Annotated in this window: 11 protein-coding genes, 1 tRNA gene and 1 pseudogene; 8 read left to right on the forward strand and 5 right to left on the reverse strand. The window is 45.5% G+C overall.

Going from position 1 to position 13,915, the window contains the following annotated elements:
* Positions 1–15: 15 nt before the first annotated feature.
* The 3 genes and pseudogenes from ACED36_RS15145 to ACED36_RS15155 form a co-directional block, all read right to left on the reverse strand.
* Positions 16–1,188 (reverse strand): methyltransferase domain-containing protein, encoded by a 1,173-nt coding sequence (locus ACED36_RS15145; RefSeq protein ID WP_029486127.1) that lies wholly within the window; start codon positions 1,186–1,188, stop codon positions 16–18.
* Positions 1,189–1,740: 552 nt separating this feature from the next.
* Complete coding sequence (locus tag ACED36_RS15150; protein ID WP_016958106.1) at positions 1,741–2,355, reverse strand: LysE family translocator; 615 nt, start codon at positions 2,353–2,355, stop codon at positions 1,741–1,743.
* A 117-nt stretch (positions 2,356–2,472) separates the two neighbouring features.
* A pseudogene (locus ACED36_RS15155) lies at positions 2,473–2,612 on the reverse strand (AraC family transcriptional regulator); the annotation flags it as partial.
* 174 nt (positions 2,613–2,786) lie between these two features.
* Here ACED36_RS15155 and ACED36_RS15160 point away from each other — a divergent pair.
* Positions 2,787–5,561, forward strand: coding sequence for a glycoside hydrolase family 3 C-terminal domain-containing protein (locus ACED36_RS15160; protein WP_016958107.1), 2,775 nt, complete (start codon positions 2,787–2,789; stop codon positions 5,559–5,561).
* Positions 5,562–5,754: 193 nt separating this feature from the next.
* Here the strand turns inward: ACED36_RS15160 and ACED36_RS15165 are convergent.
* Positions 5,755–5,845 (reverse strand) — tRNA-Ser (locus ACED36_RS15165).
* A gap of 561 nt (positions 5,846–6,406) precedes the next feature.
* Between ACED36_RS15165 and ACED36_RS15170 the strand changes: the two genes are divergently transcribed.
* The 6 genes from ACED36_RS15170 (at position 6,407) to ACED36_RS15195 (ending at position 11,938) form a co-directional block, all read left to right on the forward strand.
* On the forward strand, positions 6,407–7,435 hold the full coding sequence (locus ACED36_RS15170) for an amino acid ABC transporter substrate-binding protein (protein ID WP_016958108.1): 1,029 nt from the start codon (positions 6,407–6,409) through the stop codon (positions 7,433–7,435).
* A gap of 85 nt (positions 7,436–7,520) precedes the next feature.
* Positions 7,521–8,726, forward strand: a complete 1,206-nt coding sequence (locus ACED36_RS15175; protein ID WP_016958109.1) for an amino acid ABC transporter permease — start codon at positions 7,521–7,523, stop codon at positions 8,724–8,726.
* Positions 8,727–8,729: 3 nt separating this feature from the next.
* The gene (locus ACED36_RS15180) at positions 8,730–9,827 is read left to right on the forward strand and encodes an amino acid ABC transporter permease (protein ID WP_016958110.1); all 1,098 of its coding nucleotides are present in this window, start codon (positions 8,730–8,732) and stop codon (positions 9,825–9,827) included.
* A gap of 17 nt (positions 9,828–9,844) precedes the next feature.
* Positions 9,845–10,594: an amino acid ABC transporter ATP-binding protein gene (locus ACED36_RS15185; RefSeq protein ID WP_016958111.1), complete on the forward strand. Its 750-nt coding sequence runs from the start codon at positions 9,845–9,847 to the stop codon at positions 10,592–10,594.
* A 215-nt stretch (positions 10,595–10,809) separates the two neighbouring features.
* The gene (locus tag ACED36_RS15190; RefSeq protein ID WP_016958112.1) at positions 10,810–11,475 is read left to right on the forward strand and encodes a Bax inhibitor-1/YccA family protein; all 666 of its coding nucleotides are present in this window, start codon (positions 10,810–10,812) and stop codon (positions 11,473–11,475) included.
* A 133-nt stretch (positions 11,476–11,608) separates the two neighbouring features.
* A complete protein-coding gene (locus ACED36_RS15195) occupies positions 11,609–11,938 on the forward strand; it encodes a TusE/DsrC/DsvC family sulfur relay protein (RefSeq protein WP_016958113.1) in 330 nt (109 codons plus the stop codon).
* 90 nt (positions 11,939–12,028) lie between these two features.
* Here ACED36_RS15195 and yccX read toward each other — a convergent pair whose 3' ends face one another.
* Positions 12,029–12,301 carry an acylphosphatase gene (gene yccX, locus ACED36_RS15200; protein ID WP_016958114.1) on the reverse strand — a complete coding sequence of 91 codons (273 nt, stop codon included), beginning with the start codon at positions 12,299–12,301 and terminating at the stop codon, positions 12,029–12,031.
* Positions 12,302–12,390: 89 nt separating this feature from the next.
* Here yccX and ACED36_RS15205 point away from each other — a divergent pair, with 89 nt between their 5' ends.
* Positions 12,391–13,788, forward strand: coding sequence for a methyl-accepting chemotaxis protein (locus tag ACED36_RS15205; RefSeq protein WP_016958115.1), 1,398 nt, complete (start codon positions 12,391–12,393; stop codon positions 13,786–13,788).
* The last annotated feature ends 127 nt before the right edge of the window (positions 13,789–13,915 follow it).

The raw sequence follows: 13,915 nt of genomic DNA on the forward strand, positions 1-13,915 counted from the left end.
CAAATTGCGTTGAGATTATCCGCGTTTTTTCAAAAGAAACATCTGATAGCCAAATTGACCAAGATAGTTGCGGTAAATATCGCTTTCTCTCGCGATGTCTTGCAATGCTTGAGTACCTTTCATTTCTGGTTCTAGTTCTTTAACGCGCGCTATTAATGGCTCGTAATAGTTTTCCCACGCTTTGCGACTTAGCGTAAAGCTGGTAAGAACATCATAACCAGCAGATTCCACCTGCTTTAGGCGGGTATCAATCGCTTGCATGTCAGGGTATTCCTGCCGCCAAAATTCGATAGCCTCTTCACTTGGCGCATCCGTCAACCAAACCAAATCGCTAACCATCAACACACCACCTTCTTTGAGCAGCGGTTTCCATTGTGATAGCGCATTGGTCACACCCATAATATAGGCACTACCTTCAGCCCATAACAAATCAAAACTTTCATTGCCAAATGGAAGCTCAGTCATACTGGCACAGACCGTCGTAAGACGGTCAACTAAGCCTTCATCATCAAAGCGATCGCTGAGTCTTGTTAATGCTGATTGTTCATTATCCACAACGGTAATAGACGCATTGGTATTGTTCGCCAACACCGAGGTGGCGAGCCCTTTGCCACATCCGATTTCAAGAATAGCGTTTGGTTGCTCTGGCAAAAGTAGCAGTGCTTTTAAAGTTTCACTCTCGCTGCCTGGGGCCCATCGCTCAAGCGACGCAAAGACCTTCATAAAATCAGCCATATATTGTTCGTGTTCGTTCATATCTTTTGATAACCATTTCAATCGCAGCGCTTCTTTTTCGCTGAAGCCCTGCTTCATCAACCAATCTAAATGTGCATCAGGTGCTAATTTGTTTGCATTCTCATGCCACTCTTTGAGATCTCCCTCACCAAGTATCGCGGCAAGAAAATGCCTCGATTGTTGTTTTTGGGTTATTTCTTCATCCAATAAATTCAGTCTTTTTTGTAAAAGCTGACGATCGATTTTTGCCTCAAGGCACGCTTTGCACTCTTTGAGGGTTAACCCTCCAGTCTGAAGTTGCTGGATCAAACGAATGCGTTGAAGATCATTGTCATCGTAGACTCGATAGCCATTACTCAATCTTCGACCTTGTATAAGCTCCTGCTTTTCATAATAAAGAAGCGCTGTGCGTGACAGCCCAACTTCGACTGCGAGTTCAGAGATTTGATACATCATTTAACTCAATTCCATTGGTGAATAACGACACTTTAAACTATGAAGCTATAGACAGGTCAACGACATATTTATACATTTTTTAGGTGGGAGTGGCGACATATATGCCCAAGTGACTTCTCGTGCCTATCGCGCGCGTTGGTTAAAAAGCCAAACAGCTCAGAGTAGTTGCGGTAAATAACGATGAGCAATGTCACCTTCGATGCCACGAATAACTCAAACATCCAAGGCACAAATATTCAATTGTTTGGGGAGTTAGGAAGCGATGGACTTAGTGCACTGAATTCTTACAATGCTGACGATGCAACTTGAGTTTTATTCGTTTGAACACAGATATTGTCATGATAATAAGCCGTTGTCAGATTTTCACTAATACCCTTTGAGGTAGTCTTGTGCTTACATATAAGCCCGTTTTCGACAGTCTGGAAAGTAGATAGATTGTGTTGTTTTAACGCTATCAGTTATCCAGACATCAGTGACAATCGCTTTATCTATTTGTATGTACGAAAATGTAAAATACGGGGCGGCGAAAGCCCTCCTTTGATATCCATGTTATGTCTTTGCAGCCATTAGGATGCCGCAGGTCACCAAAAAGCCGCCTGACAGTTTGTTTAGTCGTTTTCTCGCATTACTACCTGTAAACACGAAACTAGCCTTTGATGCCGCACAGGCATAGATAGCTAAAACGCCGCCCACTGAAAAGGTCGAAATAAACAATATACTCACGACATCAATTGCAGTCGTAGCACTTAAATCAACAAATGCAGGAAAGAACCCCATATAAAACAAAACTGCTTTAGGGTTGGAGATTGTCATTAAAAGGCCAGAAATTAAGCTTGATGTTCTTGAGGAAGTTTTGGACTCACTGGCTATTGAATTACTCACATCTGAAGTCCAAGTCACGTAGGCTAACCAAAATAGATATGTCACCCCAACATATTTAATGATGATAGCAAATTCACCCATCAAACCCGCCACTACCGTTAAACCAGATATCGCTAGAAATATAAAGATGTAATCGGCAAGTAGTACACCCATGACAACAAGTAATCCCTGCGCCCATCCGTGGGATATAGATCTAGAGACCACGGCGAGAACGCTTGGGCCGGGAATTGCAGCAGATAGAACCATTGCAAAGAATAATGCTATTCCTGATGTGATTGTCACCGTCTCTCCTTAGACATAGTTGCAGTTAAGCACCCACATGATGCTGGTTAAGCGATAGTTTGTTGGCGACCTGCCAGACATTAGGCACTAAGTTCGATTGGCTTCAGGAACATCAAGCTTCCCACTCCCGCCCGTGACTAAAAACAACTCAGAAAAATCATGCTTATGTACCGCGAAATCACAATGATGATGCCCATCAAGGTAGCGAATTTTAGATGGCTGTGTTTTTGATGTGCTCTAAGTAGATAAGACGACACTCATGTCGCTAGATTCCTTATTTTGGTCGTCATATTGGTAGTTTCACGCACGTCGCGAGTATACTATTTCTTCTCAATAACGTGAATTTTCATCTGTGTTTTCAACGACATTATCCAGTTTTCTTGTCAGAATGATGATGTCGATACCAATACTCAACGGTTGTGTGATTGTATATGAACAGAAAAGAAATCAATGATGCACAAAGAAACCTCGTCTCAGTCAGCCGACAAGCTGCCGCAGAAGGCATCGTACTCTTAAGAAACACTGACTCAATTTTGCCCTTGAAAACACATGATGTGGTGTCCCTGTTTGGGCGATGCCAAATCGATACCTATCGAAGTGGTACGGGTTCAGGTGGTGCGGTGAATGTTCCCTATGCCATCAGCGTTCTAGAAGGATTTAGAGCCAACAGCGCGATAACCATAAATGAAGAATTGGTGGCGGTGTATCAAGAGTGGATCGCCAACAACCCGTTCGATGATGGTGGCGGCGCATGGGCTGCCGAACCTTGGTTCCAACAAGAAATGTCCTTGTCAGATGATCTCGTTGCTAGTGCTTCAGCGTGCTCGAATAAAGCAATGGTGTTTATCGGACGAACCGCAGGTGAAGATCAAGACAACGCCGATGAACAAGGCAGTTATCGCTTAACGGATCGTGAAATCGACATGATCACCAAAGTGGCGAGTCACTTTTCGGACGTTATCGTGGTCATGAATGTCACGAACATCATGGACATGTCGTGGTTAAACACGCTGGAACACAAACAATCGCTCAAAGCCGTACTTTATAGCTGGGCTGCGGGAATGGAAGGCGGTCATGCACTTGCTGATATCGTATCTGGGCAACAGTCCCCAAGTGGTCGCTTAACCGACACCATTGCTCACCACCTTTCTGACTACCCATCATCACCCAATTTCGGGCGTAAAGACCGTAACCTTTACGTTGAAGACATCTATGTCGGCTACCGATATTTTGAAACCTTCCAACCCGATTCTGTTCAATTTGAGTTTGGCGCGGGTTTATCCTATACCGCGTTTACTCGTGAGTTAGTAGATTTCTCGATTCACGGTGAAGGCGCAAAAGCCTTGCTAATTTTTGATATCAAAGTGAGTAACATTGGCAGTCATTACGCCAGTAAAGAAGTGGTGCAGCTTTATGTTGAAGCGCCACAAGGTCAATTAGGCAAGCCCGCAAAAGTGCTAATCGGTTTCGCCAAGACAAAGGTCATCGAGCCAAACCAAAGTGACTTTGTGAAAATTTCCGTCCCTGCAAGCATGCTGGCTTCCTATGATGATAGTGGCGTGACAGGTAGCCGCAACAGCTATGTCATTGAGTCAGGTAACTACCAATTTTTCATGGGCGATAGCATTCGCCATGCAAAACATATCGCTGCGGATTATCACGTAGACTCGTTAGTTTTGGTTGAGTCCCTAAGTGAAGCTTGCGCGCCCACTTATTCTTTTGAACGCATCAAACCCGCTAAGAAAACACCGAACGGCGTTTACGAATCTTGCCTTGAAACGGTGCCCGTTCGCACCGTCTCTTTGGCCGAGCGTATTCAAGAAAACATGCCAACACCTCTTGATATAGTGGGTGACCAAGGCATTAAATTAATCGATGTTAAACAGGGAAAAGCGAGCTTAAGCGAATTTGTTGCTCAAATGACACCTGAACAACTCGCCATGATTGTACGTGGTGAAGGCATGTGCAGTCCTAAAGTCACACCGGGCACGGCCTCTGCGTTTGGCGGGCTATCCGATAGTTTATTTAACTTAGGAATTCCCGTGGCGGCTGCCGCCGATGGTCCTTCTGGCATTCGCATGGATAGTGGTCACAAAGCCACTCAGGTGCCCATAGGAACATTACTTGGCTGCACTTGGAATCTTGCATTAAACGAAAAGCTCTTTTACTTAATTGGTAAAGAACTACGTGCCAACCACATTGATACCTTATTAGGGCCTGGTATCAACATTCATCGACATCCACTGAATGGTCGTAATTTTGAGTATTTCTCTGAAGACCCGCTTCTCACCGGTGTCATGGCTGCGGCACAAACTCGGGGTCTCGCTAATGCTGGCGTCTCTGGGACAATCAAGCATTTTGCTGGCAATGACCAAGAAACTGCCCGTGTCGATGTTGATAGCGTGATGTCTGAGCGCGCACTTAGAGAAATCCATATCAAGCCTTTCGAGATCGCCGTGAAGGAAGGCAAAGCCTCCACCATTATGACCTCTTACAATCCGGTCAATGGGCACTGGGCTGCGTCTAACTACGACTTGAATACAACAATCCTCCGCAACGAATGGGGCTTCACTGGCATTGTGATGACTGATTGGTGGGCGAAAATGAACGACCCGATCAACGCGGGGAAAGAAAGTAAAACGTTCACCTCTTTCATGATACGCGCTCAAAACGATCTGTATATGGTGGTAGAACACAACGGCGCAGAATCAAATATCATGGGTGACGACACGTTAGAAGCGTTAGCAGAAAAGACTTTAACCCTCGGTGAGTTGCAACGCAGCGCGATGAACATTTGTCGTTTCATTATGTCCACGCCTGTTATGGAGCGCGCTCTCAAAGCCTATGAACCGATACAAGCCTTTACCTCTTTAGACCAAGCACCCAAAGGTTTAATTCATCAAGCAGAACAAACGCTGAACCTACACACCAATGTTAATACGTCTGTAACACTTGAAGTGAACGAAACAGCCAACTATCAATTTCATGGTGTTATGCACTTTGACCGAGATTCGCTCGCGCAATCAGCATGTAGCTTATTTCTTAACGGCGAATTCAGCATGACGTTACCCACGAATGGAACTTGCGGTGACTGTGTGAAAGTTGAAGGCCTACAGGTGAAACTACACCCTGGTTTCTACGTGTTAGATATCGATTTCGTTAAGCCGGGTCTAATGCTAGAAGAGATCGTTATTTCCAAGGCGTGATCAATGAACTGATTGACGAAAACTCGCTCTCATCTAAGTCTGTTGAAAGGCAAAAAGGCCGCTGATTTATCAGCGGCCTCTTCTCATTCGGCGGCACCAGATCGAAGTCTAGAGGGATTTCAAAATCCCGAGACCATAGCAAGCAGATCCCAGATGCGAAAAAGCCCGCTCAATGAGCGGGCTTTATCAAATTTGGCGGAGAAATAGGGATTTGAACCCTAGGAGGGCTATAAACCCTCGCCGGTTTTCAAGACCGGTGCTTTAAACCACTCAGCCATCTCTCCGTGAGTGGTACGTATAATAATGTTCAGAAGTCGCTTTGTAAACCCACTAATTATGCATTTTTGTTCAATCGGACACATTTAAGCCACTATGCGCATATCGCGCTCGAACGGCGATTTACATTCGACCGCTTATCAATAATTTAAAGTCTTGCCAAATTTACATATGCATAAGCATCTAATCAAAAAGCACATAATATTCTAGTCATTGCGAAACACGCAGAAACAAACCGAAGTGCTCAATATGGCGGTAGGTTGCATATTCATTGATACACATGCTGTACGAGTCGCATAAAAACAATGTGTTACAAACACCTTGCCTTCACATTTTATAGTAAACAATGCCTCAAATTTGCCAAGATCATTGCCTAGGTCACACCTCTTACTTGTTCAATTTGCAGCCAAGACATCTGGCCCTATACTGGACTTGTTAACCGAGTGTTAATTTCGGTTTCAGTGTTAATAAATGGTTTTACGAGTTTCTCATTACTGTTGGGCTAATTGCCTTAGATGTAACTCGTCCATGAGTAAGACCCAGTTATAACCAATAAAGGATTAATAGGTATGGTTTCTAAAAAGTCGACATTTGGACTTGCAGTTGTCTCAGCACTGCTTTTCTCTACCGGTGCAAGTGCCGAAGGGGATAGCACCTTGGATAAAGTCAAAAAGGCTGGCGTTGTTAGCTGTGGTGTCAGCACCGGGCTTCCTGGCTTCTCTAACCCAAATGCAGAAGGTCAATGGGAAGGTATCGACGTTGAGTTCTGTCAGGCAATGGCTGCTGCCGTTCTGGGTGACAAGAACAAAGTCAAATATGTTCCGCTGACAGCGAAAGAACGCTTCACTGCCCTGCAATCAGGCGAAATCGATATTCTTTCTCGTAACACAACGTGGACACTGCAACGTGACGGTACTTTGGGTCTGAACTTCGTTGGCGTTAACTATTACGATGGTCAAGGCTTCATGGTGAAAAAAGACCTCGGCCTGACCAGTGCATTAGAGCTTGATGGCGCTTCAGTTTGTGTTCAATCCGGTACAACGACTGAGCTGAACCTTTCTGACTACTTCCGTGCTAACGGAATCTCATTCAAGCCAGTTGTTTACGATACGTATGACGCGACCGTTAAAGGTTTTGAGTCTGGTCGTTGTGACACCTTAACCACTGACCAATCTGGCCTGTATGCATCACGCATCAAACTGGCGGATCCTAAGAGTGCTGTGGTATTGCCAGAAATCATTTCTAAAGAGCCTTTGGGCCCTGTTGTTCGCCAAGGCGATGACAACTGGTTCAACATTGCTAAGTGGACGTTGAACACCATGATCAATGCTGAAGAGTTTGGCATTACTTCTGCCAACGCTGATGAAATGCTGAAATCTAAAGATCCAAACATCCGCCGTATTCTTGGACAAGATGGTCCTAAAGGTAAGGGGCTGGGTCTGAATGATGATTGGGGTTACCAAGTAGTCAAGCAAGTTGGTAACTACGATGAGAGCTTCCAACGTACTGTAGGTACCGACTCTCCGCTTAACATTCAACGCGGCGTTAATGCCCTTTGGAATGACGGCGGTATCCTCTACGCGCCACCTATCCGTTAAGTTAAGTAGTTATCTACTTATAGCACTTGTGGGGCACAGCATCTGTGCCCCTTATTTCAACGTGAAAGGATAGGGGTGCGGTTGTATGGCATCTAAAGAGAATATGCTTAGCTCATCGGCTCCTCGCCCTGAGAAAAAGCAAAGCCTGATATACAATCCAACGTTTCGCTCTGTAGTTTTCCAAGCGATTGCAATTTGTGCCTTGGTATTGTTTGTTTACAACATTGTAGATAATGCACTCACCAACTTAGACGCTCGCGGTATTGCAACAGGGTTTGGCTTTATGAGCCAAGAAGCGGGGTTTGGTATTGGATTAACGCTCATTGATTACGATGAAACCTACTCGTATGGTCGAACATTTTTTGTCGGTCTATTAAATACGGCGTTGGTTTCTGTTTTAGGGATTGTATTAGCAACCATTATTGGTTTTCTGGTTGGTATTGCGAGACTTTCAAGAAACTGGTTATTGAATCGTTTTGCCGCGATTTATATCGAAATCTTTCGAAATATCCCCCTCCTGCTTCAAATCTTTTTCTGGTACTTCGCCGTATTGCAAGCCCTGCCCTCTCCTCGGCAGAGCTTAAGCTTGGGTGAATCCGTCTTCTTAAACGTTCGTGGTTTGTTTTTCACTCGCCCCGTTTTTGAAGAAGGTTCAGTATTGATTTCAATCGCCCTTGTTATCGCCCTGGTGTTTAGCTTTGGCTTGGCTCGATTTGCGAAGAAGAAACAAGAAAAAACAGGCGAACAAACGCCAGTATTTGCGATATCGATTACCGCGATCATTGGTTTACCTCTGCTGGCTTTCTTTGTCGCAGGCATGCCAGTGTCACTGGAATATCCTCAATTGAAAGGTTTCAACTTCCAGGGTGGCTTCTCAATTATTCCTGAGCTCGCGGCACTCACGCTCGCACTGTCTATTTATACTGCGTCATTTATCGCAGAGATTGTGCGTTCGGGTATTAACGCCGTCAGCCATGGGCAAACAGAAGCAGCTATGGCGTTGGGGCTTCCTCGTAACAGAACGCTTCGCTTGGTGGTGATCCCACAAGCCATGCGAATTATTATTCCTCCACTCACCAGTCAATACCTAAACCTAACGAAGAACTCTTCGTTGGCGATGGCTATCGGCTACCCCGATTTGGTCTCAGTATTTGCAGGCACAACGCTCAACCAAACAGGGCAAGCCATTGAGATTATTGCAATGACGATGGGTGTTTATCTGACGTTGAGTTTATTGACTTCACTGTTAATGAATATCTACAACGCCAAAGTCGCACTGGTAGAGAGGTAACCCATGGCAAAACATGAGTTTCAACCAGATTTGCCGGCACCACCAAATACAGTTGGTGCGGTAGGATGGATGCGCAAAAACTTGTTTTCATCGCCTCTCAACTCAGTCATGACCGTGATTTTGGCATTTCTTGCCATGAAAGGATTGTGGGCTGTTGTTGAGTGGGCATTCCTTAATGCAGATTGGATCGGCTCATCACGCGACGATTGTTCGCGAGAAGGCGCATGTTGGGTATTTATCAACGTACGTTTTGACCAGTTTATGTTCGGCTTCTATCCACAGGAAGAGCTTTGGCGTCCTCAGTTGTTCTATGCGATTTTGGCCATTATCACCGGTCTGTTGATCTATGAACGCACACCAAAGCGTGGTTGGATTCTGCTGTTATTCATTGTTGCCTTCCCGCTCATGGCTGTGTTCTTGATTTTCGGTGACGTAGCAGGCTTGCCAAAGGTGGAAACTCACCTTTGGGGTGGGCTGCTTATCACGATGATCATCGCCATTGTCGGTATTGTCGTTTCACTGCCTATTGGCGTGATGCTGGCATTGGGTCGACGCTCTGATATGCCGATAATTCGCAGTTTATGTACTGTGTATATCGAAGTGTGGCGCGGTGTTCCGTTAATTACCGTATTGTTCATGGCGTCAGTTATGTTGCCATTGTTCATGTCTGGTGAGTCGGAAACTAACAAGCTCGTTCGCGCTTTGATCGGTGTCGTCATGTTCTCGGCTGCCTACATGGCAGAAGTCGTGCGTGGTGGTTTGCAGGCGATTCCAAAAGGTCAGTATGAAGCTGCAGATGCATTAGGCCTCAGTTATTGGAAGAAAATGGGATTCATCATTCTGCCTCAGGCACTGAAAATCACCATTCCTTCGATTGTGAATACCTTTATTGGGCTGTTCAAAGACACCAGTCTCGTCCTTATCATTGGTATGTTTGACGTGCTGGGTATTGGTCAGTCGGCGAATACCGACCCCAATTGGCTAGGTTTCGCAACGGAAAGCTATGTGTTTGTGGCATTGGTGTTCTGGATTTTCTGTTTCGGCATGTCCCGCTACAGTATTTATCTTGAAAACAAACTCCACACTGGTCACAAGCGATAGAGAACAAGGATAGTATTATGACGCAACAAGACGCCCCTGTTATCCAACTGACCGATGTGAATAAATGGTACGGTCAGTTTCACGTGCTTAAAAACATTAATCTTTCCGTTTCAAAAGGCGAAAAGATCGTAATTTGCGGCCCTTCCGGTTCAGGTAAATCAACCATGATCCGCTGCATCAACCGTCTTGAAGAACATCAACAAGGTTCCATTATTGTTGGCGGTACTGAGCTAACCGACGATTTGAAAAACATTGAACTGGTGAGAAAAGAAGTGGGCATGTGTTTCCAGCACTTTAACCTCTTCCCTCACCTCACTGTGTTGGAGAATTGTACGCTAGCACCGATTTGGGTAAAGAAAATGCCCAAGGATGAAGCGGAAGAAGTCGCGATGAAGTTTCTGGAGCGCGTAAAGATTCCAGAGCAAGCGGGTAAATACCCAGGTCAGCTTTCAGGCGGTCAGCAGCAGCGTGTAGCAATTGCGCGTTCGTTATGCATGAACCCAAATGTGATGCTTTTCGATGAACCTACCTCTGCACTCGATCCAGAAATGGTGCGCGAAGTGCTGGATGTAATGGTAGAGTTAGCTGAAGAAGGCATGACTATGTTGTGTGTAACGCACGAAATGGGCTTTGCAAAAGAGGTCGCGGATCGCGTTATCTTTATGGATGCAGGTGAAATTATTGAAGAAAATGTCCCACAGGAATTCTTCAATAATCCGCAATCTGACCGAACTCAGTTGTTCTTGAGTCAGATTTTGCATCACTAGAACATGAGTGCAAATAAGTAATAGCTTTCGGGTTAACCACTCGTTAACATTTGCTTACAAGATCAAACAGGCTTAGCTGGAGGGATATATTAGTATTCTCAAAGGCTAAGCTGTTTTATTATCAGTAATGCGACAATTGTGACTTGAAAAGTTGAGCCAAAGGCGCAATAAATGTCGTATAGAAATAAATGTCTGTACCCCATCGGGAGAAAGCTATGAATGATCGTTTCGTTGCTCGCGAGTACTCGCAAGAGAGCCAGTTAGCAACCAACAAGGTGTTACGCAACACCTATTTCCTATTGTCACTAACCCTTGTGTGGTCAGCATTGGTCGCTGGTGTGTCAATGGCGATGAACATGCCATACCCTGGCATAATCATTACTTTGGTTGGTTTCTACGGCTTACTTTTCCTAACCGAAAAGAACAAAAATAACTCAATGGGCATAGTGCTAACTTTCGCGCTAACCGGTTTCATGGGTTACACCTTAGGTCCAATCCTAAACATGTACGTAGGCGCTGGTCTCGGTTGGGCAATTGCACCAGCACTGGGCGGTACCGCACTGACCTTTATGGCGTGTTCTGCATATGCACTGACCACCAAACGTGACTTATCGTTCCTTAACGGTATGTTGATGGCAGGTTTTGTTGTGATCATCGTAGGTATGATTGCAAACATCTTCCTGCAAATGCCAATGATTTCAGTGGCAATTAGCGGTGCGTTCGTTCTGTTCTCTACTGGTGTGATTTTGCTGACGACTCAGTCAATCATCCGTGGTGGTGAAACCAACTACATCTCAGCAACCGTTGGTCTGTATGTGGCAATTTACAACCTGTTCCTGAGCCTGCTGCAACTGCTTGGCATCTTCGGCGGCGACGATTAATCGAACAGTGTTAACATGATTTAGAAAAGCTCCTTCGGGAGCTTTTTTCTTTTTTGCTATTGCCGAATAACATGATCTTGAAGCCTCTCTCACAAGTCGATATGCTTTGCGCGATCGAAACACGAGGTAATCCATGTTGGAATTAAACGGCAAGCAAATTGAAACCGATGCCCAAGGTTATTTGAAAAATTTCTCTGAGTGGGATGAAGCGCTAGTGCCGCTTCTTGCTGAGCAAGAAAACATTACGCTGACTGAAGCGCACTGGGAAGTGGTTTACTTTGTGCAAGCGTTTTATAAGGAGTACAACACTTCTCCTGCTGTTCGCATGCTGGTGAAGTCCATGGAGAAGAAATACGGCCCAGAAAAAGGCAATAGCCGATATCTATATAAACTGTTTCCTAAAGGGCCAGCGAAACAAGCTACCAAGCTTGCGGGTCTTCCTAAGCCTGTTAAATGCATTTGAAAAAAGAGGCGCTGATCAGCGCCTCTTTTTTTCTTTTTTGGTGCGTCTATTAAGAATAAACTGGCCAATACAAACGTGATTAGCGGACATTTACTGAATCGAAAAACCATCTATCGCATGCCAATCAACTTGCTCTTTTGTCACTCCAGTCACATTGGCCGTCTGAGGGCCATGCTCCAACCACACCAAAAGCGCGTTGATATTTTTCTCATCGCCGCACATTAATACGGTCACTGTGCCATCAGTTTCATTCCGCGCAAAACCGGATAAAGACAGCTTCAATCCTTCGTGGGCAGTGTGAAACCGAAACCCAACCCCCTGAACCCGCCCAGAGACACTGGCTCTGATACATATTTGAGACATGCGTCACACCTCTATGATTGGTTTTTACCGTATGCAACAGTGTAATATCCCCCTACCCGAGTAACCTCAAGCTGTAGGATTTATTCAAGATGAAAGAAACGCCGTTCCGTTGGATTGACCAATACCTCATCCGACTCAGCCTAAAAGGAAAATTTCATTTCCTTTACGTGTTCATGTTTTCGCTGACCATTGCCACTGGTGTTGTATTTCATTCAGCATCAACCTCGCAAATGGCCGACGTTCAAGACAAACATAGCGCAGCGTTAAACGCCGTGTTGTCTCACTACGATGTCAGCGCTGATGAAGCGGCTTCAATCATCGCCGCCACTGGCGTAAAGGCAACCCAGTCAAACAACAAATGGGGCCAGTCTTCTCAGACCACATACCAAGTGCTAGACAGCAGCTTTTGGTCTCACATGAGTGCAAGTTCACTCAGCATCATGGCCGCCCTGTTCATTCTTGGACTCATGGCATCGCACTATGTCTCTAGCTTCATTGGCGGCGCAATGTACACCATGAACACCGCACTTCAACGCATGCTAGACGGCGACCTTACCAGTCGTATGAATTTCTTCCCCGTAAGAGATGAATTTAGCATCATCGCGACCACTGTCGACAATGTTGCCGATCGCGAACAAAGCCTAGTCAAAGCCATTAAGAATGCATCTAACCTAATGGGGCAGCTTTCCGCAGATTTGGGTCATCGCAGCACTGAAAGTGAAAATCTTTCAACTGAGCAACGTACTTACCTTGATTCATTAGCCAGTGCGACTGAAGAAATGGCAGGTTCTATCCGTGACGTTGCAACGCACGCTGAGCAAACGTCAGGGGAAATTATGGTTGCTGGTGAAGCGTCTGAACAAAGCCGCCAACAGGTCAACCAAACCCTGCATGCCATTCAAGCACTAAGTGCCGAAATTGAAGCGGCCTCAAAAGCAGTCTCCTCACTGGAGCAGAATTCCAATGAGATTGGTAGTATGGTTTCGACTATCAGCGCCATTTCAGAACAAACCAATCTGCTTGCATTGAACGCCGCTATTGAAGCCGCACGCGCTGGCGAACAAGGTCGTGGTTTTGCTGTTGTTGCCGATGAAGTCCGCACACTGGCAGGTCGCACGCAACAAGCGACCGTTGAAATCCAGCGAATGATTCAAGACCTAGAAAGCAACACCGCGCACCTTCGAGGCGTCATGCAAGGCACCGTCGATAATGCAGCGGCAAGTGAATCCTTGATGAAGAACATCGACCTTGAGATTGGTCACATTTCGGAACGTAGTCAGCGTATTACAGACCGAAGCACTGAAATTGCAACAGCTGCAAACCAACAAGGCAGCGTTGCAGGCACCATTTCGTCTGACGTCGAGCGTGTGCGCCAACAAGCATGGCAAGTTAGCGAGATGATTCAGCAAACAGCAAAAGACGTGACTGACTTGCAAAAGCAATCCACTAGCCTGACATCTCTTGTTGACGGCTTGCGTACCGAATAACTTTACTAAAAAACAGCCGCAGAGCCTGCGGCTGTTTGCATTCTTGCCCTTCTTCTCTGACAATACACCCCCAATTTATAGGCCGCTGTATGCTGTTGCAGTGAGTCAGACATCTGAATTTAGGAAA

This window comes from Enterovibrio sp. FF113 (assembly GCF_041439165.1).
GTDB lineage: Bacteria > Pseudomonadota > Gammaproteobacteria > Enterobacterales > Vibrionaceae > Enterovibrio > Enterovibrio norvegicus_A.